The sequence below is a fragment of the Granulicatella sp. genome (genome assembly GCF_057274575.1).
On record NZ_DBHISP010000002.1, the window covers coordinates 1 to 25,602 of the forward strand.

At 36.6% G+C, this 25,602-nt stretch carries 23 protein-coding genes; 10 read left to right on the forward strand and 13 right to left on the reverse strand.

What is annotated here, in order from left to right; translation table 11 throughout:
- The 3 genes from ACO5V7_RS01320 to ACO5V7_RS01330 all read right to left on the reverse strand — a co-directional run.
- Positions 1-107: ABC transporter permease (locus ACO5V7_RS01320; protein WP_485484890.1), on the reverse strand; the 107-nt coding region annotated here is incomplete at its 3' end.
- Positions 100-840 carry an ABC transporter ATP-binding protein gene (locus ACO5V7_RS01325; protein WP_485484746.1) on the reverse strand — a complete coding sequence of 247 codons (741 nt, stop codon included), beginning with the start codon at positions 838-840 and terminating at the stop codon, positions 100-102. The genes ACO5V7_RS01325 and ACO5V7_RS01320, both read right to left, overlap by 8 nt.
- Positions 841-942: 102 nt before the next feature.
- Entirely contained in the window at positions 943-1,605 is a 663-nt protein-coding gene (locus ACO5V7_RS01330) for a TMEM175 family protein (protein WP_485484747.1), read from the reverse strand.
- Positions 1,606-1,738: 133 nt separating this feature from the next.
- On the opposite strand from ACO5V7_RS01330, the gene ACO5V7_RS01335 reads away from it, so the two are divergent.
- The 5 genes from ACO5V7_RS01335 (at position 1,739) to ACO5V7_RS01355 (ending at position 5,708) form a co-directional block, all read left to right on the forward strand.
- Positions 1,739-2,161: an HIT family protein gene (locus tag ACO5V7_RS01335; protein WP_298648090.1), complete on the forward strand. Its 423-nt coding sequence runs from the start codon at positions 1,739-1,741 to the stop codon at positions 2,159-2,161.
- Between the two features lie 3 nt (positions 2,162-2,164).
- Complete coding sequence (locus ACO5V7_RS01340) at positions 2,165-2,497, forward strand: YtxH domain-containing protein (protein ID WP_485484748.1); 333 nt, start codon at positions 2,165-2,167, stop codon at positions 2,495-2,497.
- Between the two features lie 12 nt (positions 2,498-2,509).
- Positions 2,510-3,382 carry a Cof-type HAD-IIB family hydrolase gene (locus ACO5V7_RS01345; protein WP_485484749.1) on the forward strand — a complete coding sequence of 291 codons (873 nt, stop codon included), beginning with the start codon at positions 2,510-2,512 and terminating at the stop codon, positions 3,380-3,382.
- Between the two features lie 158 nt (positions 3,383-3,540).
- The gene (locus ACO5V7_RS01350; protein WP_485484750.1) at positions 3,541-4,977 is read left to right on the forward strand and encodes an amino acid ABC transporter substrate-binding protein/permease; all 1,437 of its coding nucleotides are present in this window, start codon (positions 3,541-3,543) and stop codon (positions 4,975-4,977) included.
- Positions 4,977-5,708: an amino acid ABC transporter ATP-binding protein gene (locus ACO5V7_RS01355; protein WP_485484751.1), complete on the forward strand. Its 732-nt coding sequence runs from the start codon at positions 4,977-4,979 to the stop codon at positions 5,706-5,708. Before ACO5V7_RS01350 ends, ACO5V7_RS01355 begins: the two co-directional genes overlap by 1 nt.
- 89 nt (positions 5,709-5,797) lie before the next feature.
- Here the strand turns inward: ACO5V7_RS01355 and pnp are convergent, their stop codons facing one another.
- The 4 genes from pnp to malQ form a co-directional block, all read right to left on the reverse strand.
- Entirely contained in the window at positions 5,798-7,909 is a 2,112-nt protein-coding gene (gene pnp, locus ACO5V7_RS01360) for a polyribonucleotide nucleotidyltransferase (RefSeq protein ID WP_485484752.1), read from the reverse strand.
- A 239-nt stretch (positions 7,910-8,148) separates the two neighbouring features.
- Positions 8,149-9,591, reverse strand: a complete 1,443-nt coding sequence (gtfA, locus tag ACO5V7_RS01365) for a sucrose phosphorylase (RefSeq protein WP_485484753.1) — start codon at positions 9,589-9,591, stop codon at positions 8,149-8,151.
- Positions 9,592-9,622: 31 nt separating this feature from the next.
- The gene (gene glgP, locus ACO5V7_RS01370) at positions 9,623-11,884 is read right to left on the reverse strand and encodes a glycogen/starch/alpha-glucan family phosphorylase (protein ID WP_485484754.1); all 2,262 of its coding nucleotides are present in this window, start codon (positions 11,882-11,884) and stop codon (positions 9,623-9,625) included.
- Between the two features lie 28 nt (positions 11,885-11,912).
- Positions 11,913-13,448, reverse strand: coding sequence for a 4-alpha-glucanotransferase (malQ, locus tag ACO5V7_RS01375; RefSeq protein WP_485484755.1), 1,536 nt, complete (start codon positions 13,446-13,448; stop codon positions 11,913-11,915).
- A 322-nt stretch (positions 13,449-13,770) separates the two neighbouring features.
- Between malQ and ACO5V7_RS01380 the strand changes: the two genes are divergently transcribed.
- The 4 genes from ACO5V7_RS01380 (at position 13,771) to ACO5V7_RS01395 (ending at position 18,074) form a co-directional block, all read left to right on the forward strand.
- Positions 13,771-15,075 carry an ABC transporter substrate-binding protein gene (locus ACO5V7_RS01380; protein ID WP_485484756.1) on the forward strand — a complete coding sequence of 435 codons (1,305 nt, stop codon included), beginning with the start codon at positions 13,771-13,773 and terminating at the stop codon, positions 15,073-15,075.
- A 123-nt stretch (positions 15,076-15,198) separates the two neighbouring features.
- On the forward strand, positions 15,199-16,125 hold the full coding sequence (locus tag ACO5V7_RS01385) for a carbohydrate ABC transporter permease (RefSeq protein ID WP_485484757.1): 927 nt from the start codon (positions 15,199-15,201) through the stop codon (positions 16,123-16,125).
- Positions 16,125-17,000: a carbohydrate ABC transporter permease gene (locus ACO5V7_RS01390; RefSeq protein ID WP_298648061.1), complete on the forward strand. Its 876-nt coding sequence runs from the start codon at positions 16,125-16,127 to the stop codon at positions 16,998-17,000. Before ACO5V7_RS01385 ends, ACO5V7_RS01390 begins: the two co-directional genes overlap by 1 nt.
- 90 nt (positions 17,001-17,090) lie before the next feature.
- Positions 17,091-18,074: a LacI family DNA-binding transcriptional regulator gene (locus tag ACO5V7_RS01395; RefSeq protein WP_485484758.1), complete on the forward strand. Its 984-nt coding sequence runs from the start codon at positions 17,091-17,093 to the stop codon at positions 18,072-18,074.
- 178 nt (positions 18,075-18,252) lie between these two features.
- Here ACO5V7_RS01395 and rpsO read toward each other — a convergent pair whose 3' ends face one another.
- From rpsO to ACO5V7_RS01420, 5 genes are all read right to left on the reverse strand, one after another.
- Positions 18,253-18,522, reverse strand: a complete 270-nt coding sequence (rpsO, locus tag ACO5V7_RS01400) for a 30S ribosomal protein S15 (RefSeq protein ID WP_005606669.1) — start codon at positions 18,520-18,522, stop codon at positions 18,253-18,255.
- Between the two features lie 133 nt (positions 18,523-18,655).
- On the reverse strand, positions 18,656-20,251 hold the full coding sequence (locus ACO5V7_RS01405) for a polysaccharide deacetylase family protein (protein ID WP_485484759.1): 1,596 nt from the start codon (positions 20,249-20,251) through the stop codon (positions 18,656-18,658).
- 23 nt (positions 20,252-20,274) lie between these two features.
- Positions 20,275-20,709, reverse strand: coding sequence for a Fur family transcriptional regulator (locus ACO5V7_RS01410; protein ID WP_298648054.1), 435 nt, complete (start codon positions 20,707-20,709; stop codon positions 20,275-20,277).
- Between the two features lie 161 nt (positions 20,710-20,870).
- Positions 20,871-21,425 (reverse strand): DJ-1 family glyoxalase III, encoded by a 555-nt coding sequence (locus ACO5V7_RS01415; protein ID WP_485484760.1) that lies wholly within the window; start codon positions 21,423-21,425, stop codon positions 20,871-20,873.
- 14 nt (positions 21,426-21,439) lie between these two features.
- Positions 21,440-22,951, reverse strand: a complete 1,512-nt coding sequence (locus ACO5V7_RS01420; protein ID WP_485484761.1) for a helicase HerA-like domain-containing protein — start codon at positions 22,949-22,951, stop codon at positions 21,440-21,442.
- A 158-nt stretch (positions 22,952-23,109) separates the two neighbouring features.
- Between ACO5V7_RS01420 and ACO5V7_RS01425 the strand changes: the two genes are divergently transcribed.
- Entirely contained in the window at positions 23,110-23,952 is an 843-nt protein-coding gene (locus tag ACO5V7_RS01425) for a DegV family protein (protein WP_485484762.1), read from the forward strand.
- Between the two features lie 61 nt (positions 23,953-24,013).
- Here the strand turns inward: ACO5V7_RS01425 and ACO5V7_RS01430 are convergent, their stop codons facing one another.
- Positions 24,014-25,588, reverse strand: coding sequence for a peptide chain release factor 3 (locus ACO5V7_RS01430; RefSeq protein ID WP_485484763.1), 1,575 nt, complete (start codon positions 25,586-25,588; stop codon positions 24,014-24,016).
- Positions 25,589-25,602: the final 14 nt, after the last annotated feature.

Sequence of the window (25,602 nt, forward strand, 5' to 3'; positions counted from 1 at the left end):
AAAAATAAAACAATCAAGAAATGGTCATTCAGTACATAACGCATATACTTCATGCTTTTCTTTTGATATTTTCTTACTCGAGTCTCAAAAAGCCCTGCACTATTCATCTGCGTCGTCCCCTGTCATTAATGCAAAGTAGATTTCCTCTAAAGAAGATTCTTCAATATTCGAAGTGGCACGTAAGCCTTCGATATCGCCTTGAGCAATCACTTTTCCTTCGTGTAGTACGATGAAACGATCGCAATACTTCTCAGCAGTATCTAATACGTGCGTGGACATTAAAATCGCTGCACCCTTTTCTTTTTTCTCTTTTAAGACCTGAAGTAAAGTACGAATCCCTAGCGGATCGAGTCCTAAGAATGGTTCATCGACCACATAGACGGGTACATCTAGCATTAACGCACAGACGATTAATACTTTTTGCTTCATCCCTTTTGAGAAATACGCTGGGAACCAATCCAATTGCTTTGTTAAACGGAACGCTTCTACAAGTTCCATCGCACGAGCCATTGTTTCTTCGTTCATTTGATGGTACGAACGAGCCACAAATTCAATGTGCTCTCTAAACGTCAATTCTTCATAGAGAACTGGACTTTCTGGAATAACCGCAATGGACTGACGGTAGCCACGTTGGTTTTCGAGAATACTTAGTTTTTCTACTTCCACTCTTCCTCTAAAAGGTGTCAGTTGCCCAATAATCGTTTTAATCGTTGTACTCTTTCCGGCACCATTCAGCCCGATAAGTCCACAAATTTCTCCTGGGTTTACATCGAAAGTGATGTCGGCAATGACAGGAACTTTCGTATATCCTGCTGTCACATTGTTTAATTGTAGTGTCATATAGATTCTCCTATCTAACTATTCTCCTTATTATACCATAAAGCCAAAAAAGTGTGAAAGGACGCAGGATTAGGCGCCCTTTCACACTCCTTTTCATTTATTTTATTCTACAAAACTTCTCTTTATTCGTTCTTCATCAATTCGTCCTAATACTTTATCTGAAAATTCGACTAAGTTTTCATCTACAAATATTGAACGATCTTTTCCCGCCCCTAAACGTGAAACGAACTTAGTCATTGGTATCGCCAAGTATAAGTACATAACGATTTGTGGAATGAAAAATGTAAAAGCCAAAATAATCACTGATGTTAAATAAGATCGTATATGAAATTTTGTGAATAGAGTAAGCATCTCATCTTTTCTTGCATACTCAGCTTCGGTTAATGATTGTTTCAATACAAAATAGTTTTCGATATCAAACAATACTGAAATGATCGCAATCACAATCCCGTATGCTAGTAAAGAAATCACTCGATTTTCAAAACTAAATAAGAATTTCGTAAATAACGGGATGAGACAGATTCCCAAATGTGCTAATAAGTCAATCGATAAAATCGAAAACGAGATTTGTTTTGAGCGACCAAAAAATTGAGAACGTTCAAACCAAAAGTTCGCAATGACAACAAAACTTTGAGCAAATAAAAAGATTTCCTTTGCAAACTGCAACATATCCTCCATTGATGTTGGTGTATTGATTTCTAACACTAAAACGGTTATCGCAATGGCAATAATCGCATCGCTTAACGCATCTAATTTCCCCTTCATGAAGACTCCTCGCTTTCATTTTGATATTTCAGTCGATGTTCCAACAAAATTCAATGAACAACAACTGCTTCTAACCTTTCATTTTACAGCATTTTTTGATACCATAGAGGTACGAACTCAAGGAGGAAATACCATGACAGATTGCATTTTTGACAAAATTATTAATAAAGAAATTCCAGCACATATTGTGTATGAAGATGACGTAGTACTTGCATTCCTCGATATTTCACAAGTAACACCTGGACACACACTGGTTGTTCCTAAGAAACACGTAGCAAACATCTTTGAATATGATGAAGACTTGGCAAGTACGGTATTTGCACGTATTCCTAAAATTGCACGTGCTGTGGAAGCCTCAAACCCTAACATTAAAGGATTAAATATTTTAAGTAATAACGGGGAGTTGGCCTACCAAAGCGTATTCCACTCTCATATTCACTTAATCCCACGCTATACAAAAGAAGATGGCTTTGGATTAAAATGGGAACCAACAAATCCAAGTTCAGAAGTATTAGCAAAAATTGCGCAATCAATCCGCGAAAAACTGGAGGCATAATCAATGAGTAAATTTCTAAAAGGTTTTATTTTTGGTAGTGTCATCGGTGGTGTCGTTGCCTTATTAAACAACCCAAGAAGCGGAAAAGAAAACCGCGAAATTCTATCTAAACAAATTCAAGAAGTAACAAACGACGTGACAGTCATCAGTACCGGTAAAGCCACTCTTGAAAGAGGCATTAAAGAAATCCAAGAAGTTATTGTTCCACAAACAATGGAAGTTGTGAATTCTATTCAAGAAGAAGTCACAAAATTCCAACTGGAAAATAAACCACGCTTCAGACGGATTCAAGATAAAATTCAAACATTACAAACACACCTTAAAGAAATGAAATAGAGGGTTTGCCCTATGATTAAATTATTTGCATCGGATATGGACGGTACTCTCCTCACGAACCACGTAGAGGTACATAAAAACAACATTCAAGCGATTCGAAAACTCCAAAAACAGGGGAAACACTTTATCGTTTGTACTGGACGCGATTATCTTCAAGCCAATCTCGCGCTCGAACAAGCAGAATTGCATCTTCCTGTCATCGCCATGAATGGGGCACAAATTTTCGATAAGAACCACGACATTATTTGGGAAGTAACGATTCCACACAATACCGTCTATACTCTATTAGACTACTTCGATTCGATTGATTTGGACTGGCAGCTCGTGACTTCTGAAGGAAACTTTAGAAAAAACTATGCTTTCTTTATCAACAAAGTGATCGAACGAAAAAAGGCTGAAAGAAATAATCTATCGCCTGAACAATTGAAAGAGGAAATCAGGCAGCTAAAAATTCTTCTAGAGGCAACCGATGTGACTACTGCCGAAGAAGTGCTATCGATTCCAGATATTAAAGTGTTCAAGATTATCGTCTCTCACGATGACGGGCCGGTCTTTTTCAAACCAGTCCGTGAGCACATCGACAAAGCTCATCCAAATCTTGTGGTCACTTCTGCATTTATTACGGATTTAGAAATTAATCATAAAGATGCTCAAAAAGGCATCGCAGTTGCTCACTATGCAAAAACTCTTGGTTTATCGATGAAGCAAGTATTTGGAATTGGCGACAACTTCAATGATGTGTCAATGATTCGCGATGCTGGAATTGGTGTTGCGATGGGAAATGCTCCAGAGGCAGTTAAAGCTATTGCTGATTTTGTCACTGACACCAATGTTAATGGTGGTGTGGCAAAAGCGATTTGGCGTGTCCTTGAAGAAGAAGAATAATGATGACTCTCTTCTCTTTTATCGGAGAAGAGATTTTTTATCCAATAACTACCATGTTATATAATGTAACATAAGATGAGAGTTGATTTTTGCATTTTCAGAAAATCTTCCATATAATGGAAAAACCTTTTACATAAGGTAGATTTGGAGGAATATGTATGAACATAAAGAAATTTAGCTTGGGAGCTGTTCTAGTCACTCTATTGATGACTCTTCTATCCCTTGTTTCTCCGACAAATTCTGTAAAAGCAGAAACTAAAAAATATGTAGTCGCAACAGATATTACATTCGCACCATTTGAATACCAAGATACAAATGGTGAATACGTCGGAATTGATATTGAATTAATGAAGAGTATCGCAGAGGCTGAAGGCTTCGAAGTAGAATTTAAGGCTCTTGGCTTTAATGCAGCTGTCCAAGCCCTAGAAGCTGGACAAGTAGACGCTGTTATGGCTGGAATGGGAATAACTGATGAACGTAAACAAAAATTCAACTTCACAGATAGTTACTATGACAGCGGAATCGGAATGGGAGTTTCAAAAAACTCTGACATCACAAGCCTTCCTGATTTAAAAGGAAAAAAAGTTGCTGTTAAATTAGGAACACAAGGTGCCACTTATGCTGAATCTATCAAGAGTAAATATGGCTTTACAATCACAACTTTTGAAGATTCATCAAGCATGTACCAAGATGTAATGGTAGGAAACAGCGACGCTTTATTTGAAGACTATCCAGTACTTGCCTACTCAATCACATCAAACAACTTACCTTTAAAAATGACAGACCATAACGAAAACAAAACAGAATATGGTGTTGCCGTTAATAAAGGTGAAAATGCTGAATTGATCACTGCTTTCAACAACGGTTTGAAAAAACTAAAAGAAAGTGGTAAGTATGATGAAATCATCAACAAATACACTACGAATGCTAGTGGAAACACAGAAGCAACAAGCATTCTAGGTTTAATTAAAACAAATTGGAAAACTCTTGCAACTGGTTTATGGAATACGATTGTATTAACGGTTATTGCTTTAATCTTTGCAAGTTTAATCGGTATTATCTTCGGTTTAATGAAAACAAGCCAAAACAATATCGTTCAAGCAATCGCAGGATTTTACATTGATATCATCCGCGGTGTTCCATTAATTGTATTAACGTTCTTCATTTACTTTGGAATTCCACAAGCCTTCGATATTACGATGCAACCATTCGTAGCAGGAGTTATTACCTTAAGCTTGAATGCTTCCGCTTATATCGCAGAAATAATCCGTGGGGGTATCCAAGCCGTTGATAAAGGACAATACGAAGCTTGTATGAGTTTAGGCCTTCCATATTCAAAGAGCATGCGTAAAGTAATCTTACCGCAAGCGATTCGCATTATGGTTCCTTCGTTTATTAACCAATTTGTCATCACATTGAAAGATACTTCGATCCTTTCAATTATCGGTATTGCCGAATTAACACAAACAGGTAAAGTCATCATCGCTCGTAACTTACAATCAAGTCAAATGTGGTTAATCGTTGGTGTGATGTACTTAATCGTGATCGTTCTATTAACGAAACTATCAGCTCACTTAGAAAGGAATTTAAAATAATGGCTATTATCGAAGTTCAAAAACTACAAAAGAAATATGGCAACTTAGAAGTATTAAAATCCATCGACCTTTCTATTGAGGAAGGCGAAGTCGTTTGTATTATCGGGCCTTCAGGTTCTGGTAAATCCACTTTCCTTCGTTGCTTAAACCGTCTTGAAAAAATCAATAGCGGTCACGTCATCATCGACGGCCATGATTTAACAGATAAAAAAACGAATTTAAATAAAATTCGTGAGGAAATCGGAATGGTGTTCCAACACTTCAACCTCTTCCCTCACCTAAGCGTTCTAGAAAATATCATTCTTGCACCAGTAGAATTAGGTCGTGAAACAAAAGAAGATGCAACCCAACATGCGATGGAACTTCTAGGCATGGTTGGTCTTGCAGACAAGGCTGATGTCTCTCCTAAATCTCTTTCAGGTGGTCAAAAGCAACGTGTAGCCATTGCCCGTGCGCTTGCAATGAAACCAAAGATGTTATTATTCGATGAACCAACTTCAGCACTAGACCCAGAGATGGTTGGGGATGTATTAGAAGTAATGCAAAACCTAGCTAAAGAAGGGATGACGATGGTTGTGGTAACACACGAAATGGGATTTGCGCGTGAGGTTAGCGATCGCGTTATCTTCATGGATGGTGGTTATATTATTGAAGAAGGAACTCCTGAGCAAGTGTTTGGTAACCCACAAAACGAACGAACTCAAAACTTCTTAAACAAAGTACTTCACTAAAATCTAACATCAATAGAAACGATCTCACTCCAAAACATTTGGAATAAGATCGTTTTTTAAAATTTCATTTATTAAAGAAATCGGAATACTTACTCTTTATCTTCTTTTGGTAATAATACTTTACGTGATAAGTTGATACGTCCTTGTCCGTCGATTTCGATAACTTTAACCGTTACTTTGTCACCTAGAGCAAGTACATCTTCTACTTTACCAACGCGTTCGTGTGCTAATTCAGAAATATGAACTAATCCATCTTTTCCTTTAGCGATTTCTACGAATGCACCGAATTTTTCGATACGGCGTACAGTTCCTTCGTACACTTGACCCACTTCGATTTCACGTGTTAAATCTTCGATGATTTCTTTTGCACGTTGAATCATAGCAGCATCTGTAGAAGCGATTGATACATGACCTTCTTGGTCGATATCGATTTTAACTCCTGTTTCGTCGATAATAGCATTGATTGTTTCACCACCACGTCCGATAACCACTTTAATCTTATCAGGGTGGATAGAAATCATTTCAATCTTAGGAGCATATGGGCTTAACTCTTTACGTGGTTCAGCAATGGTTGATGTTAATTCCTCAAGAATTTCAAAACGTGCTTTCTTCGCTTGTGTTAAAGCTTCACGTAAGATTTGTTCTGTAATCCCTTGAATCTTAATATCCATTTGAAGAGCTGTAATTCCGTCTTTTGTACCCGCTACTTTAAAGTCCATGTCTCCTAAGTGGTCTTCTAACCCTTGGATATCTGTTAAGACTGTGTAGTTTGTACCGTCAGAAATAAGACCCATCGCGATACCTGCTACAGGCGCTTTAATTGGCACACCAGCAGCCATCAATGCTAATGTTCCCGCACAAATACTTGCTTGAGAAGAAGAACCGTTTGATTCTAGTACTTCTGATACAAGACGGATTGTGTAAGGGAAGTCTTCTGGACTTGGAATCACTTGTTTCAATGCACGTTCCCCTAGTGCTCCGTGACCAATTTCACGACGACCTGGGCTACCAGCACGACCTACTGAACCAACAGAAAATTGTGGGAAGTTGTAGTGGTGAATAAATCTTTTCCCTTCTTCGATTCCTAAACCATCAATTACTTGGTATTCTCCAAGAGGTGCAAGTGTTGCTGAAGTTAATGCTTGCGTTTGTCCACGAGTAAATAAACCTGAACCGTGCACACGTGGTAATAAGTCGATTTCTGAAGCTAATGGACGAATTTCGTCAATCTTACGACCATCAGGACGTACTTTTTCTTCAGTGATTAAACGACGTACTTCGTCTTTTTCTAAGTTATCTACTAATTGAGACACTTGTTTTAAAAGTCCAGCTTTTTCTTCATTTTCTTCTAAGACAGCTTCGAAGTGCTCGATGGCTGTTTCTTTCACTTTTTCGATGTTTGCTTCACGCGCTAATTTTTCTTCTGTTTGAATCGCGTGAATCATCGCTTGGCTGAATAAATCTTTTACTTGTGCTTCGATAGCTGAATCGAATGAAAGTAAAGTCACTTCCATTTTTTCTTTACCAACTTCTCGGACGATTTCTTCTTGGAAAGCCACTAATTTTTTGATTTCTTCGTGACCGAATAATAATGCTCCAAGCATATCTTCTTCGTTCACTTCTTTTGCTGAACTTTCTACCATGTTGATGGCAGTTGCAGTACCAGCTACAGATAATTCGATATCTGAGTTTTCTTTTTGTTCAGTTGTTGGGTTAATCACGTATTCACCATTAACACGACCTACGTCTACCCCAGCGATTGGTCCATCAAATGGAATATCTGAAATACATAATGCTAATGAAGAACCAAACATTGCTGCCATTTCTGGTGGGCAGTTAGGATCTACTGACATAACCGTATTTGTGATTTGGACTTCGTTACGGAAGCCTTCTGCAAACATCGGACGGATTGGACGGTCGATCAGACGCGCTGTAAGAGTAGCATGTTCACTTGGACGACCTTCACGTTTGATGAAGCCACCAGGGATTTTACCTGCTGCGTACATTTTTTCTTCGTAGTTTACTGTTAACGGGAAGAAATCTGTATCTTTTGCTTGTTTTGTACCAACAGCCGCTGTTAACACGACAGTATCACCGTAGCGTACTAATACAGCACCATTGGCTTGTTTTGCTAATTGGCCGATTTCAACTGTTAATTGACGTCCGCCCCAGTTATAGCTAAAAACTTTCTTTTCTGACATAACTAATCTCCTTTTCTCTTATTTACGTATCCTCCAGACCTACTTTTAGAAATGAAAACGTTCGACGCATTCGAGCGCTTTTATTTCTAAAGTAAGGTGACTCCAGAAGATACAAAGTTTGTCATACAGAGTCATTTTACCATAACTGCCCATTAAGTACTATTCTTTTGCGATAAAAAAAGACGTGTGGATTTTCTCCCCATATGGCAAAGAAAACCGCTCGTCTTTTTTGTTGAATTTTATAATGTCACAACATTTCCTTGTTCGAAAATAGTGAACTCTTTTGTTTCTAGGTTTGCTTCAAGACGTGCTTTGGCAGCACCAGAAGCATCTTTACGTGTAATCACGATTGTGTTCTCAGTTGGAGTTTCTACTTCAAAAGAACCTTCTAAATCAAACGCTTTTGATGTATTTCTAAAGCGTAATAAGTTGATTATTTTTTTTACGACTGGACGTTCTACTTCACGGTCAATTTCTTCTAAAGTGTAATAATGACGGTTGATGTTACGACCTTCTTTTGAAGATTCTAATAATTCGATGTCATTTTCTCCAGCAAGTAATCCAACGTAGTAAATTTGTGGAATACCAGGCGCAAAACATTGCAACACACGTGATAATAAGTAACTTGCATCATCATTTCCTAAAGCACTGTAGTATGTGCTGTTGATTTGATAAATATCTAAGTTATTGTATTTTTCACTTGAGTAAATACGTTTTACGTTAGCACCTACATCGTATAATTTGTTTGAAGTGTAATCTAACTCTTCATCTGTTAATAAGTCTCTAGCATCCACGACACCGATTCCGTCATGCGTATCCAGTGTTGTAAATTGCTTCATCGGACTCATTTGTAACCAGTTGGCTAAACGATTTGATTTACCTGAATATAGTGAATATAACACTACCATTGGTAACGCAAAGTCATAAACGAAGTAATCATGGTCTGCAATCTTCATTTGAATTGAATAGTGCTCATGAATTTCAGGAAGCAATTCTACTTGGTATTTCGCTGCTTCATCGCGAACTTCATTTAATAAATTCCAAATATCTGGTTCTACGAAGAAATCGTTTGTATCGAGTTTCTTTACTGCATAAGCAAATGCGTCTAAACGAATTAATGAGCAGCCGTGGCTTGCCATATCTTTAATCGTTTCGCGAATAAACTTTTTCACGATTTCTTTACGAACATCAAGGTCGATTTGCTCTTCCCCGAATGTGTTCCATACTTCTTCAGTCGTTCCATCCGCAAAATGAACGGTTTGGAACGGCGCTTTATCTTTTCGTTTATAAATTAAGTCGATATCTTCTTGTGTTGGACGACCTGATGGAAAGAACTCATGAATACGGATAAACATATCTTTGTAAGGTGAGTTCTCGTGATTTTTTACAAAATCTTGGAAGAATTTAGACTCACGAGAAATATGGTTAATCATAAAGTCAAACATTAAATAATATTGTTCCCCTAGAGCATCCACATCTTCCCAAGTTCCAAGAAGCGGATCTACACGTGTGTAGTCGCTTGGAGCAAATCCTCTATCCCCTGTAGACGGGAAGAATGGGAGCAAATGCACCCCACTAATCGCGCCTTTAAAATGTTTATCAAGAACTCCTTTTAAGTCCTTCATATTACTTCCCATGCTGTCTGAGTAAGTAATCAGCATTGCTTCGTTTTTAATTTGCATGGAATTCACCGTATCCCTTCAATTAATCGATTTAGTTTAATTTCCAAATGTCACGGTTGTAGTCTTCGATTGTACGGTCACTTGAGAAGAATCCAGCCATTGCAATGTTTGTCACTACTTTAGCATTCCATTCATCTCTGTTTTCGAAATCGCGATACATACGTTCTTTTGTTTCAATGTAGTCTTCTAAGTCTAATAATGTCATGAACCAGTCTTTAGTTGTTAATTCGTGGTATAGACGTTCTAGACGTTCTTGGTTTCCGACTTCTAGTAAAGCATCGCTCTTCACGAATTCCACTAATGGACGGATGGCTTCTCTCTTCGCAAATTCACTAGCATTGTAGTCGCCTTTTTCATAATGAGCAATCACTTCGTCACTCTTCTCACCGAAGATATAGATATTGTCGTCCCCAACTAATTCATGGATTTCCACGTTGGCTCCGTCTTCAGTACCAAGAGTTAATGCCCCGTTTAGCATGAATTTCATATTTCCTGTTCCGCTAGCTTCTTTTGAAGCAAGTGAAATTTGTTCAGAAATATTACATGCTGGAATTAAGTGTGTTGCAGCTGTTACGTTGTAGTTTTCAACCATTACAACTTGTAAGTGTGGGTTCACTTCTGGATCATTGGCGATTAATTCTGATAATGAAAGAATTAAATGGATGACGTCTTGCGCAATCACGTACGCTGGAGCTGCTTTCCCACCAAGGATAATTGTAATTGGTCTTACTGGGATATTTCCGCTCTTAATATCCAAATATTTATGAATAACATATAAAGCGTTCATTTGTTGACGTTTATATTCGTGCATACGTTTGATTTGGATATCAAAAATAGAATTTTCCTTCACTGTGATACCTTGTTTTTCTTGTAGGTAAACACTTAAACGTTTCTTGTTATCACGTTTAATCTTATCTAATTTTTCGCGAACAATCGCATCATGACGGAAAGCTTTCAACGCTTCTAATTTAGAAGCATCCTTGCGCCACTCAGTCCCGATTGTTTCATCTAATAATTTAGCTAATTCTGGGTTAGCATGCATTAACCAACGACGGAATGTAATCCCGTTTGTTTTGTTGTTAAATTTCTCTGGATAAAGCTCATAGAAGTTTTTCAATTCACTTTCTTTTAAGATATCCGTATGAAGTGCCGCAACACCGTTTACGCTATATCCATAGTGAATATCCATATGTGCCATATGAACACGGTCATGTTCGTCAATAATGGCAACTGATGGATCTTCATATTTTGCTTTTACGCGAGCATCTAATTCTTTAATAATCGGCACTAGATGTGGAACTACTTTTTCTAAGTAGTGTAATGGCCATTTTTCCAACGCTTCCGATAAGATTGTGTGATTTGTATAAGCTGTCATTGCAGATACGATTTCTACTGCTTCATCAAATTCAATTCCACGTTCCCCAAGTAAACGAATTAATTCAGGAATTACCATTGAAGGGTGTGTATCATTAATTTGAACTGTTGCGTACTCTGCTAAGTCGTGTAAATTACTTCCTTTAGCAAGTGCTTCGTCGATTAATAATTGAGCCCCGTTACTTACCATGAAGTATTGTTGGTAAATACGTAGTAAGTGTCCTGCTTCATCACTATCATCTGGATATAAGAATAATGTTAAGTTTTTAGCGATTTGTGTTTTATCAAATGCGATAGAATCACTTGATACTAAAGACTCGTCGATTGATTCTACATCGAATAAGTGTAATTTATTTTTAGTTGATTGTTCATATCCTAATACATCGATATCAAACATTTTTGAAGTCAATGTAAAGTCCCCAAATGGTACTTTATAAGAAGTTTCTGTTGGAACCAACCAGCTTTCAGGTGTTAACCAAACGTTTGGCACTGCATTTTGTTGGTTATCTTTGAATTTTTGTTCGAATAAACCATAGTGGTAGTTCAAACCAACACCGTCTCCTGTTAATCCAAGAGTTGCGATGGAATCAAGGAAACATGCTGCAAGACGTCCTAGACCACCATTCCCTAAAGATGGTTCTAATTCAATTTCTTCGATTTCCGCTAAAGAATGTCCAGCTCCCGCTAACACATCTTTTACTTCATCGTAAAGACCTAAGTTAATTAAGTTGTTTGATAATAATTTACCGATTAAGAATTCTGCAGAAATGTAATACACTTTTTTCTTACCATTATTTTGTGGTAAGGCTGCACTTTTTTCTTTTGTAAATTGTAATAAGGCTAAGTAAACTTCTTCTTTTGAACAGTCTTTTAATGACTTGCCTAAGTTTCCTTCTATATATTGTTTAAAATCTTTCATTGTTCTCTCCTTTTTGACTTGTGCGAGGTTATTTTGCCTCGACTAACTTCTCTTCAACGTCCACGTTGTGATTTGGATTTGCACGATCATACAATTCAGTAATTTCAAGTAAGAATTCTTCTACTGATTCTGTTAACTGCTCGTTGGTCATTCTCCATACCCAGTTCCCACCTAGTGTACTTGGAATGTTCATACGAGCTGTTCCATCTAATTGTAGTAAATCTTGCATAGTTGCAACGGTCATACGACTGACAGAACCATATAAGCCACGTAACAGTGCAAAGCTAATCGGTTCTTCTTCGCGGCGGTTTAAGTAACGATTACAGAATTCTCTTGTTTCTTCTGTTACCGACTGATACCACCCTAATACTGTATCATTATCATGCGTTCCTGTATAGGCAACTGCATTCACTGGATAATGATGAGGTAAATCTCCACTCTTAGGATCTTCACCCATAAATCCGAATTCCAAGATTTTCATTCCTGGGAATCCAGTAGCTTCACGAAGATTGATGACATCTTCATCCATGAAACCTAAATCCTCTGCGATAATTGGCAATTCACCGAGCTGCTCTTTCACCGCTTTAAATAAATCATACCCTGGACCTTTAACCCATTTCCCGACAGTTGCATTTTCAGCCATTGCTGGAATTTCCCAATAGGCTGAGAATCCTCTGAAGTGGTCAATACGAACCACATCAAACAATTTAAAGCTTGCTTGTAGTCGCTTGCTCCACCAAGTATATCCATCTTCTTTCATTGCTTCCCAATTATAAATTGGGTTCCCCCATAATTGACCTAGCGGAGAAAAATCATCCGCAGGACATCCAGCTACGCAAAGTGGATTACCTTCAGCATCTGTTTTGAAGTAATGCGGTGTTGCCCACATTTCCACGCTGTCAGCTGCTACATAAATTGGCATATCTCCAATAATTTGAATGAAGTGATCATTCGCATATTTTTTTAGTGCATGCCACTGTTCATCAAATAAGAATTGTGTTACGCGATGATATTCTAACTTGTCCGCAAGACGTTCACGGTACTGCGCTAACGCATCTGGTTGACGGCGTTTAATCGCTTCATCGCTCCATCCAGTCCATGGTTTCATCTCAAAGGATTCTTTAATGGCCATATATTCTGCAAATGGTTCTAACCACTCCGCTTTCTCCGTAACGAACTTCTCGTATGCAGGAGTTTTACCTTTTGCTAGAAAAGCGGCAACGGCTTTTTCTAAAATTGGTCGACGTTTTTCATATAGTAATGCGTAGTCAACAGTCGTTTCATCAGCTGTCCAATTTGTTTGAACATCTTCCTTCTGTAGAAATCCTTCTTCTATTAAAATATCAAAATCAATAAAGTTTGTATTCCCCGCGAAAGCAGAAAATGATTGATATGGAGAATCTCCATAGCTAGTTGTCCCTAATGGTAAAATTTGCCAATAAGTTTGTTTCGTACGAACTAGAAAATCTACAAAATCAAATGCAGATTTGCCAAAAGTACCGATTCCGTATTGACCAGGTAATGATGAAATATGCATTAACACACCTGATTCTCTATTGCTCATATATTATACCTCTTTCCTTATTAATTTAGTAATATCTGTCCATGGAAGCGGAATAATTCACGCAACCGTTTGCTTTAATATTAGAGTATTTTTTTTAATAAAACAAGTATTATTTTATAAGTTTTTAATACATATTGAGTATATAAGGAAAAACAAAACTTAATTTCTATATAATTCTTAGAAAAACACTTAAAACCATTATTTTAAAATCGTTAAATTTTTTTAAACAAAATACTTGCAAACGGTTTATGGAAGCGGTATACTAAAAACAGTTAAGAAATCGTTTGCGTAATCTATAACGAATTTTAAGGAGGAAAATATTATGGCAAACAAATGGTTTAAAAAATCTTTATTGGTTGGCTTAGCTGGTTTAGCTTTAGCAGGCTGTGCAGGCGGGGGCAATCAGTCAAATTCTTCTAACGGAGGCTCTGAAAGCAAAAAAGAATTCACTTTATATAGTAATAAGAGCGAAATCCAGGAAGCCCTAACAGCATACGCTAAAGAATGGGGAGACAAAAACGGAGTTAAAGTTAATATTAAAACTTGTTCTGGTTCATGTAAGATTTCTGACCAACTAAAAACTGAATTCACTGCAGGAACTGCTCCAGATGTATTCGTAATTGAAGGTCAAGCAGGATACGATATGTGGAAAGACAACCTACAACCATTAAAGGGTGACTGGATTGATAAAACTGAGTTTGAATTTAAACAAGGTAACGACGTATACGGATTCCCTGTTTCTGTTGAAGGTTACGGTTTAGCATATAACAAAGAAATTTTAACTAAAGCTGGAATTGATCCTTCTACGCTAAATTCATTTGAAGCAGTTGAAAAAGCAATGGCTACTTTAGAAAGCAAAAAAAATGAATTAGGTTTATCTACTGTTGTTGCTACAGCAACTAAAGAAGGTGAAACTTGGATTATGGGTATCCATGACTTTGGTGCTTACTTAAGTAGTGGTCTTCCTAATGGTGATCGTTCAGTTACAAACCAAGTACTAAAAGGTGAAATGGACAAAACTCGTTTAGAAAATTACAGTAACTGGGTAGAATTACTATTCAAGCATACTGAGAAAAAACTCTTAACTGTTGGTACTCAAGAAGACATGGACTCAGCATTTGCTTCAGGTAAAGCTGCATTCCTACACCAAGGTAACTGGAAAGATCCTAACTTAAAGCAATTAAATGCTAACTTCGAAATGGGATTCATTCCTTATCAAACATTAGGTAAAGATAAAAATGCTGACGGATTATTCATCGGTGCTCCTTCTTACTATGTAGTTAACAAAGATACTAAGGCTTTAGAATACATCAACAAATTCTTCAACGACTTAGCTGGTACTAAAGAAGGTCAAGATTACATCGTAAACAAAGCTAATATGATTTCTCCATTTGCCAACACAACTGAGAAACCATCTGCTCCATTATCTCGTTTCTTAGCAGAATGGGTTAGCGCTAAAAAACCTGTTTACTCATTTGACAACCCATATTTCATGCCTGACAACTTCTTAATGAATAAATTAGGACCAATTTTCGGTCAATATGCTCAAGGTTCAATTGATAAAGCAAAATTCCAAGAATTAATTATCAACCAAATTAAAGAAGTACCAAGCTTGATTAAAAAATAATCGATAATATTGTAGTAAACAAACCCACAGCTGCCTTTTAGTGGCTGTGGGTTATGTGCTATAATAAGTAATATATACAGGTGCTACCCCACCTGGAATTTATTAAAAAGGAGGAACTCTCTTATGTTTAAAAACAAGAAAGCTTTAAGCAGAGATGATCGTGCCAAACGCAATTTTTATAGATTAGTTTTACCAGCATTTTTCATTTTTGCACTCGTTATTATTGTGCCTTTCTTCTTAGGGTTCTACTATTCATTAACCGACTGGAAGAGCGTAACACAAACGAACTTACAATTTGTGGGACTCAAAAACTTTACAGAAAGTTTTGCTGACACTCGCTTCCAATACTCTTTAATGATTACTGTGATTTTCGCGTTATTCAACGTTGTCGTAGTAAACATTGTTTCATTTGGTCTTGCCTTACTTGTATCGAGCAAGGTAAAATTAAAAGACATTTTCCGTGCAGGATTCTTTATCCCAAACCTAATCGGGGGACTTGTTCTTGGTTATATTTGGCAATTCATCTATAACTCAGTATTCCCTGCTTTAGGACAATTAATTGGTAGCCAGTTCTTAATCGATAACTTGTTTCTTGGAGATGTGAAATTAGCTGTGACTGCATTAATCATTACAAACACATGGCAATATGCTGGATATATTATGATGATTTATTTTGCAGCTTTACAAAATGTACCTTCAAGTTTAGTAGAATCTGCTTCACTTGACGGTGCAAATGCATGGCAACGTCTACGTCACATTATCATTCCAATGGTAATGCCAGCGTTCACTGTATCGCTCTTCTTGACTATTACAAACTCATTCAAGATTTTCGATGTGAACTTCTCATTAACAGGTGGTGGACCTTCTCTACTATGGCATGACAAAGCCATCCAAAGTACTGAGTTTATTACAATGAATATTTACAACACTGCCTCAGGTGACAACTTAATGGCTTTAGGTCAAGCTCGTGCAGTTATTTTATTCTTTATCTTGGTAGTTATCAGCTTGATTCAAACTTCAATCACTAAACGGAAGGAGATTGACTTATAATGAAAAAACAAAAATTGGGAATCTTACTTCTAGAAATTTTAGGAGTCATCCTTTTCTTACTATTCTTGAGTCCAATCGTTCTTTTAGTGATTAACTCAGCCAAAAGCTCTGCTAATATTCTTTCAGATCCGTTAGCTTTACCTGCGAGTTTTGGTCAACTATGGACTAATATCGTTACAATTTGGAATAATCCTTCCATCAATTACCCATCATCATTTTTATCATCAACGATTATTACTGTGATTTCTCTTTTCACAATCACTCTATTTTCGGCTCTTGCAGCATGGGGACTTGTTCGTTTCCGTTCAAAAGCTTCGACAGTGATTTTCTTCATTTTCGTTGCTTCAATGGTTATTCCTTTCCAAGTTGTAATGTATCCACTTGTTACTTGGTTCAAAATTTTAAGTGATGCGATTACTACTCCATTATTTGGATTTAGCTTATTACGTTCTTATCCAGGGATTATCCTAGCGTATACTGGTTTCGGTATGTCGCTATCAGTATTCATGTTCCACGGATTCATTAAAGGAGTTCCTTTAGAAATCGAAGAAGCTGCAGAACTAGATGGCTGCAACAAAATGCAAACATTCTTCTACGTAGTACTTCCAATCTTAAAACCAATCTACGTTACCATTTTAATCTTAAATGGAATTTGGATTTGGAACGACTTCCTGTTACCACTTCTATTACTTGGTAAAGGAAATGCGATTCAAACATTACCGATTGCGGTATCAAACTTTGCCGGATCATTTACAAAACAATGGGATATGATTCTAACATCTACATTACTCATTATGTTACCAGTGATTATCTTATTCCTATTCGCTCAAAAACATATCATGAAAGGTATGGTTGACGGAGCAATCAAATCATAGTTCCTTAAATGCTCTGGGCGTGAAAATAACTGTTTTCATGCCCAGATTTTTTATTTTAATAATCACTCTACTAAGAAAGGAGGAATAAAGATGGCATCCACTATTAAGGATGTTGCAAAGCTTTCTGGAGTCTCTCCTTCTACTGTTACTAGAGTTATTCAAGACAAATCTAGTATTAGTGAAGCGACGAAGAAAAAAGTGCGTGAGGCCATGGCTTCACTAAATTATCATCCCAATGTTAATGCAAGAAGCTTAGCAAGTAATAAAACAAATGTCATCGGTGTTGTTCTTCCCAAAGACTCTGATATCTTTTATCAAAATTCATTTTTCCCTGCGGTAATTCGAGGAATTTCGCAAACAGCAGCGGACCATCAATACTCGATACAATTATGTACTGGAAAAGATACGAATCAACGTTTAGCCATTTTAAAAGATACGATTCTTGGAAAACGAGTAGATGGACTCATCTTCCTTTACGGGGAAATTGAGGACCCCCTTGTTGAATTTGCTATTGAACAAGAATTTCCGGCTGTTGTAATCGGAAAAACATTATCTCCTCTTATTTCATTTGTTGATAATAATAATGAAAAAGCGGGATTTGATGCAACAGAATATATTATTCAAAAAGGAGCAAAATCCATTGCATTTATCGGTGGTCGAGACCAATTATTTGTTTCCCGAGACCGACTAAAAGGATATGAAAAAGCTCTTAAAAAATATGATATCCAAATAAACAATAGCCTTATTGCTCAAGTTTCTGAATTTACAAGAGAACAAGGTTATCATACTTTAAAAGAACTTCTTAAAGATGGAAACATTGATGGTCTAGTAACAGCAGACTCTCTATTTACAGAAGGAGCTGTCCGATATTTAAATGAAAAACAAATTCATTTGCCTATTATCACTTTTGACTCGGTACAACCTTCTGTTCGAATTGATGCTTATGTTGATATTCATACATTAGAATTAGGACGTTCTTCCTTTAAATTGTTACGAAATGTGATTAAATCGTACAATAATAAAAATATGATGTGTTACAGACAAATCATTGATCACTCTATAAAAGAAATGTAAAATAATAAGGCACAAGTTCCAAATAATCGGGACTTGTGCCTTTTTTTAATCATTTGTATTTTGCAATATAACTTATACATTATAAGTGCGATTAATCTTTCTTATTTATTCTCTAATAAATATCCATTAAAAAACTCCCAAGCACACGAATGCATGGGAGTTCTCCATTTGTTTAAGATTAACGACGTAAGCCTAAACGGTTGATTAATTCACGGTAACGTTGAACATCTTTGTTACGTAAGTATGCTAATAAGTTACGACGGTGACCAACTTTTTTCATTAATCCACGGTTTGAGTGGAAATCTTTTTTATGAACACGGATGTGGTCATTTAAGTGGTTGATTTCGTAAGTTAATACAGCGATTTGTACTTCTGGTGAACCAGTGTCTCCTTCGTGTAATGCATACTCTTTGATGATTTCATTTTTCTTTTCTTTAGAAATAGCCATTTCTAAACACCTCTTTCTTTTAATTTATGCCTCGTACTGAGTAAAACGTTGGTGATTCGAAAAAACTCTGTAAAAGGTCTGTACATTAAGTACTTAATCAATTTACCTTATTTTCAGTAAAATTGCAAGCTTCTTAATCTATTTTTTGAATATCTACACGATTAAAATATGCATGATTTGGTTTTAATGGTTGTCCTGCCATTAATTCATCTACAGTCACCAATTCATAACCTTCTGCTTGTAAGTATTCAATAATCGTTGGTAGTGCTTCTACTGATTCTTCGTGAATATCATGCATCAATAAGATTCCACCATTATGTGTATTTTCCTTAATATGCTGAATTGTCTTGGCTGCATCTCTATATTTCCAGTCTAGCGAGTCAATCGACCAGTTCACTATAGCAATACCCGCTTGCTCCGCTACCATTTTATCAAAACCACCATATGGCGGACGCAAACTCATTGGTCTTAAACCACCTGATGCTTTGGCAATAAGGTCCGAAGTGCTATGAACCTCTTTATACACTTCGTCTGCTGATTTCTTTGGTAATAACGGATGACTATAACTATGGTTTCCAAGTTCGTGCCCTTCAGCTACAATTTGCTTAATAATAGACTCATTACCTTCTACATGACTACCTACGATATAAAACGTTGCATGAGCGTTATATTTCTTTAAAATTGCTAACACTCTCGGTGTTGTTTCGGATTGAGGACCATCATCGAATGTCAAAGCAATTCTCTTCTTCCGTAGTTTTTCTTTAACAGTTGCAAGATATTGTGTATAATTCTCTTTTTCTGTTTCCGGAATCATAGTCTCGTTCATATATGCAAAAAGCTCCTTAAAAGGAATTGTCCATTCTAATTTTACATCTGAATCGTTTGCGCCTTTGTATTTTATGCGAATTCCATTTTGAATGATTGATGTATCTAGTTTCTTCCAATTATTATCTTTAAATTGAGAAGTAATTTTTTCTGTTAGATTATCAGATAATCCATCTACTTTAGATTCATCTAATACTTTCTTTACAAAAAAGTTAGATACTGCTAAATCATTATTAAATAGTTTTGAAAATTCAAATGGTTGTAAAGTATCTGCGAAAACAAGTTGATGCGTTAGCTCAGAAAATTCCAATTGTTCGAAACCACGATCCTTTTGTTGATATACAGATACATAGTAATGAATATCATTTACATTCGAAATAATTTTTGTTTGATAGGCTTTTAAAAAAATCAAAGTTTTCTTTGAAGCACCCTCATATTTTTCTAACACGGCTTGTTTTAAAGTTGAAATCTGCTCCGCAATAGCCGTAACTTCATTTCTAGAACTATCTGTCGGAATTAATTCCTGAACTTCAATATTTCCATTCGTTTCATCTTTAACAGTTAAATTATCATTGTATTTCTTTGCATCTTCTTGTTCGATTTGAATAATACGTTTAAATTCTTCTTCATTAAATTGATCTGCCATAATGCGATGAATCGTTAATAATTCGAATACTAAAATAACTAAAGTTAAAACTCCTATTGACAAAAAAATTGTTTTAGACATTTTCTTTTTTGGTCTTTTTCTTTTAGAATCTTTCCCACTGAAACGAGGGTTCTCTTGCGCATCCTCTTCCATTAAATTTACTTCAAGGATTTCTTCAGGATTTTGTGTATATTTTTTTATTTTTTTTTGATGTTTTTTCCCCCCATTATTGACTCTTCGTTGAATGACCTTCTCCATTCTCCACGACCCCTTATTGAATACTATCTATCTTTTTTCTGACAGTCCGGACAAATTCCATATACTTCCATTCGGTGTCCTCTAACTTTAAATCCTGTTAACTGTTCTGCAGCTTTTTCAACATCAGCTAGGATTGGATAATATAAATCCACTACTTTCCCACAAACATCGCAAACAGCATGATAGTGCTGTCCTAAATCAAAATCGTATCGACTGGCACTATCTCCATACATTAATTCCTTAACAACACCCTCTTTAATAAACAGGTTTAAATTGTTATATACTGTCGCCACACTAACTTGAGGATATTCTCTTGTTAATTCAGTAAAAATTTCTTCCGCAGTTGGATGAGTATCTACGATAGCTAGAAATTCTAGCATCGCCACTCTTTGAGGGGTAATACGAACTCCTTTACTACGTAACTTCTTCACTACTTGATTAATTTCTTCTTTTCTCATATATTTCCCTAATTTCTAATACAGATTACGTCGATTTTGATACTTTATTCTCTCAAATTTCCAAGAAAAAATCAAGTTATACATTTAATAATCTTGTAACATTGTAATATTTTTGTAACAAAAAAAGATTTGTTCAAAAAATAGAACAAATCTTTCTAACATTATTTTTTTAAAAGTTTATTGTACTGCATCCCTTCTCGAAGTGCGGAGGTATCTGTTCCTAATGCTTCTGCTATTGTATAAGCAAATTCGAAACTTGCAGCTGCACCACAACTCGTGATGATTTTTTCATCTTTTTCAACTAACGTGCCTGTATAAATTCCGTCGTTAATTTCATCTTCAAAACCAGGATAACAAGTAAACTTTTTCTTTTTCAGCAATCCTGCCCTGTGTAGGACAATTGGCGCTGCACAGATTGCTGCAATAATTTTGCCTTTTTTCGAATATTCTTTCAGCTTTTGAATAAGAAACTCATTCTCTCTTAAGTGATGCGCCCCTGGAATCCCCCCTGGAAGCACTAAGGCATCTATTTGAGCCCAATAAAATGTCTCTAATTCATCATCTGCCTTCACTGAAATTTTATGAGAACCCGTAATGACTTGTCCACCAATACCAACTGTATGCACAATATGACCTGCTCTTCTCAAAATATCAACCGTAGCAAGGCCTTCAATCTCTTCAAATCCTTCCGCTAAGAATACAACGACATTTGCCATAGGACAGCCTCCTCTTATTTTTTGAACAAGCCCATTACTCCGCGAGTAATCACTCGACCTACTTCACGTCCAACGCTAGACATAATATTTTTCGTAAAGCGATCCATCGCAGAATCACCTTTCTTAGTTGCTGCTTGTCGTGCTTGACGTTCTAGTTCTCTTTCTTGACGTTCATGTTCTTTTTCTTCTAATTTAGCTTGTTTTTCCGCTTCTCTTTGAGCTAAAACTTCTTCTTGCTCTTGTTGAAATTGTTGTTCTAATGCTAATAATTGCTCATGAGCAGACTCACGGTCAAACATTTCCGCATATTTATCATAGAATGGAGATTGATTTATTATTTGTTGACGAACAAAAGCATCAACCGCATCTAATTTACTCTTTGGTGGGTAAATAGAAACCACTTCTGCAAAACTTGGGGATCCATCTTCCTGTAAAGTAGAAACTACCGCATCCCCTACTTTTAGATTCGTAATCACTGAAACTAAATCTTTTCCTTCTTCTTGACGGAAAGTTCCAGCTACTGCTTTTACATTTTTTTGCTCAGCTGGTGTAAACGCACGCAAGCCATGTTGGATTCGATTTCCTAACTGACTGGCTACCGCATTAGGAATATCCGTTGGATTTTGTGTTACGAAGAAAATACTAATTCCTTTCGAACGAATTAAACGTACAATTAATTCAATTTTTGCTTGTACAGCTGGGTTACTCTGGTTGAATAGTACATGTGCTTCGTCAAAGAAGAATACTAGTTTTGGTTTATCTAAATCTCCTACTTCAGATAAGCTTTCATATAACTCAGATAAGAACCATAATAAGAAAGTTGCATATAACTTAGGTGTTTGGAACAATTTTTCAGAAGATAATACATTGATGGTTCCACGTCCACTTGCATCTGTTTTAAATAAATCAGCAATTTCAAAAGCTGGTTCTCCAAAGAACTGATTTCCACCTTGTTGTTCTAACACTAATAAACTACGTAAAATAGTTCCAATCGATTGTTGGGCAATATTTCCATATAAATTACGTAATTCAGAAGCATGAGCTCCCACATAATTTAACATTGCACGTAAATCTTTAATATCAATTAATAGTAAACCTTGTTCATCAGCAACTTTAAACGCAATGTTTAAAATACCTTCTTGCGTTTCATTTAATCCTAACAGTTGAGATAATAAAATAGGTCCCATTTCTGAAATGGTTGTACGAATGTTAATTCCGTTTTCACCAAAAATATCCCAAAAAGCTACTGGATAAGAACTTGGTTCAAAATCTTCTACGTGTACTTTTTTTAATCGTTCGGCAATCTTTTCAGTTACTTCACCTTTTTCGGCAAGGCTAGCTAAATCGCCTTTAATATCAGAAAGTAATACTGGTACACCAGCTTCACTTAATTGTTCAGCAAGAACTTTAAGAGTAACAGTTTTCCCTGTACCTGTGGCTCCAGCAATTACTCCATGTCGATTTAATTTATTCGATAATAATTGAGCTGGCTTTGATCCATACCCAAAAGAAATTGTTTGAGTCATAATACTCCTCCTCTGATTTTATCTTCCTCTCTAACAATAGTACAGAAAGCGCTAAAATTCCAATAAAATGTTAAGTTTTTACTAGATTAGTTGACTTATTTTGAACTTCAAAGTATATTACTGTTGTATGAACTATACAACTAAAGGAGAATTTTCTTATGAAATGGAAAATAATTGCGGATTCTGGATGTGATTTACGTGAATTGGAGAATCTAGCACCCAATACAGAATATATTAATGTTCCACTAACTGTTCAAGTGGGCGAAAAACACTATGAAGACGATTCAGCATTAGATATTGATGCTATGATGATTGAAATGTATGAATCGAGCGAAAAAACCGCTTCTGCTTGTCCAAGTCCAGATGCTTTTTTAGAGGCCTATAGAGGTGCTGAAAATGTTATTGCCATTACAATTACAGGTGGTCTATCAGGAAGCCAAAATAGTTCTCAATTAGCCAAAAATATGTTATTAGAAGAAGCCCCTGAAACAAATATAGAAGTCTTCGACAGCCTTTCAGCAAGTGGTGAAATGGTTCTATTTGTCCAAAAAGCAAATGAACTGATCTCTCAAGGACTTTCTTTTGAAGAAGTGGTTGCAGCATTAAAAGATTATTTGGCAAGCACAAAGTTATTATTTGCACTTGCTCGTGTCGATAACCTAGTAAAAAACGGTCGATTAAATAAATTAGTCGGCGCCGTTATCGGAATGCTCAATATCCGCTTAGTCGGTAACGCTTCTCCAGAAGGAACACTAAACTTACTTCACAAAGCAAAAGGTCAAAAGAAAGCTGTTCAAGCAGTTTGGTCTGAAATGAAGAAAAATGGTTATAAGGGTGGCCGCGTGGTCATCAGCCACTGCAGTAATCCAGAAATCTGCGGCTTAATTCAAGCAGCCGTTCATAGCGAATTCCCAGATGCGGATGTTACAAGCATTCATACAAGCGGTGTCTGCAGCTATTATGCAGAACAAGGCGGAATCTTAATGGGATATGAAGCTTAATTTTAAAATTACGAAAAGACTCTCTAATCACTTGGATTAGAGAGCCTTTTATTTGTTTCGATTAGAATAATGCTTTTAGTTCTACATCTGGATGTTTATCTTTGAACCAGTTTAAGGCAAATTGGTTTTCGAATAAGAAGACTGGTTGGTCAAAACGGTCGCGACATAATAAGTTACGGCTTGAAGACATGTTTGGATCTAACTGTGTTTCGTCAATCCAACGAGCAATCTTACTTCCGATAGGAGTCATGACTACTTCAGCATTGTATTCATTTAACAAGCGGTATTGGAACACTTCGAATTGTAGTTGACCAACCGCACCAAGGATATATTCTCCTGTATGGTATGTCTTGTACAATTGGATAGCTCCTTCTTGTACTAACTGCTCGATTCCTTTATGGAATGATTTTTGCTTCATGACGTTTTTCGCAGAAACTTTATTAAAGAGTTCTGGTGTAAATTGTGGAAGTGGTTCGAACTGCACAGCACCCTTTCCTGAGTAAATCGTATCTCCGATTTGGAAGTTCCCTGTATCGTAAAGTCCGATAATATCTCCTGCAACGGCTGCTTTAACCGTTTCACGGCTATCTGCCATAAATTGTGTTGTATGAGATAATTTCATTTTCTTTTGCGAACGGTTCACTGTAATGTCCATCCCTGGAGTGAATTCTCCTGAACAGATACGCACAAACGCAATACGGTCGCGGTGCGCTGGGTTCATATTTGCTTGAATTTTGAAGATGAATCCAGTGAATTGTTCTTGAAGTGGATCTACAAGTTCCCCTGATTCTGTCTTCTTCGCTGATGGACTCGGCGCAAAATCAACAAACGCATCTAAGAATGTTTGAACCCCGAATCCAGTTAAGGCAGAACCGAAGAATACAGGCGTTAATTTACCAGCTGCAATCTTCTCTTCATCAAAAGCGTTCCCTGCTTCTAATAAGAGCTGTGCATCTTCGATGGCTTGGCTATATAGAGTTGATTGTTTAAACGCATAATCGCCGTCCACTTCCCCATCTTCGTTCAATGGTAAGAAGTCATTATCTTCGTTTTCTTCTGGGTGCATCAACTCAACACGTTTGTTGTAAATATCATATAAGCCAAGGAATGTTTTCCCCATTCCCATTGGCCAGTTCATTGGATACGCGTCAATGCCTAATACTTCTTCTAATTCCGCGATTAATTCAAGCGGTTCACGTCCATCACGGTCTAATTTGTTGATGAAAGTGAAGATTGGAATTCCACGCATACTACAAACTTCGAATAGTTTTTTTGTTTGTGGTTCAATCCCTTTTGCACTGTCGATCACCATCACGGCACTATCCACGGCCATTAATGTACGATACGTATCTTCTGAGAAGTCCTCGTGTCCTGGAGTATCGACAATATTAATATGATTTCCATCGTATTCCACTTGCATTACTGAACTCGTAACAGAAATCCCACGTTGTTTTTCGATTTCCATCCAGTCAGATTTTGCAAACTTCCCTGTTTTCTTCCCTTTTACGGTACCGGCTTGACGAATCGCACCCCCGTATAAGAGTAATTGTTCTGTAATCGTTGTTTTTCCAGCATCCGGGTGGGAAATAATCGCAAAGGTCTTGCGAGATTGTACTTCTTCTTTTAATTGTGACATGAGTATCTCCTTCG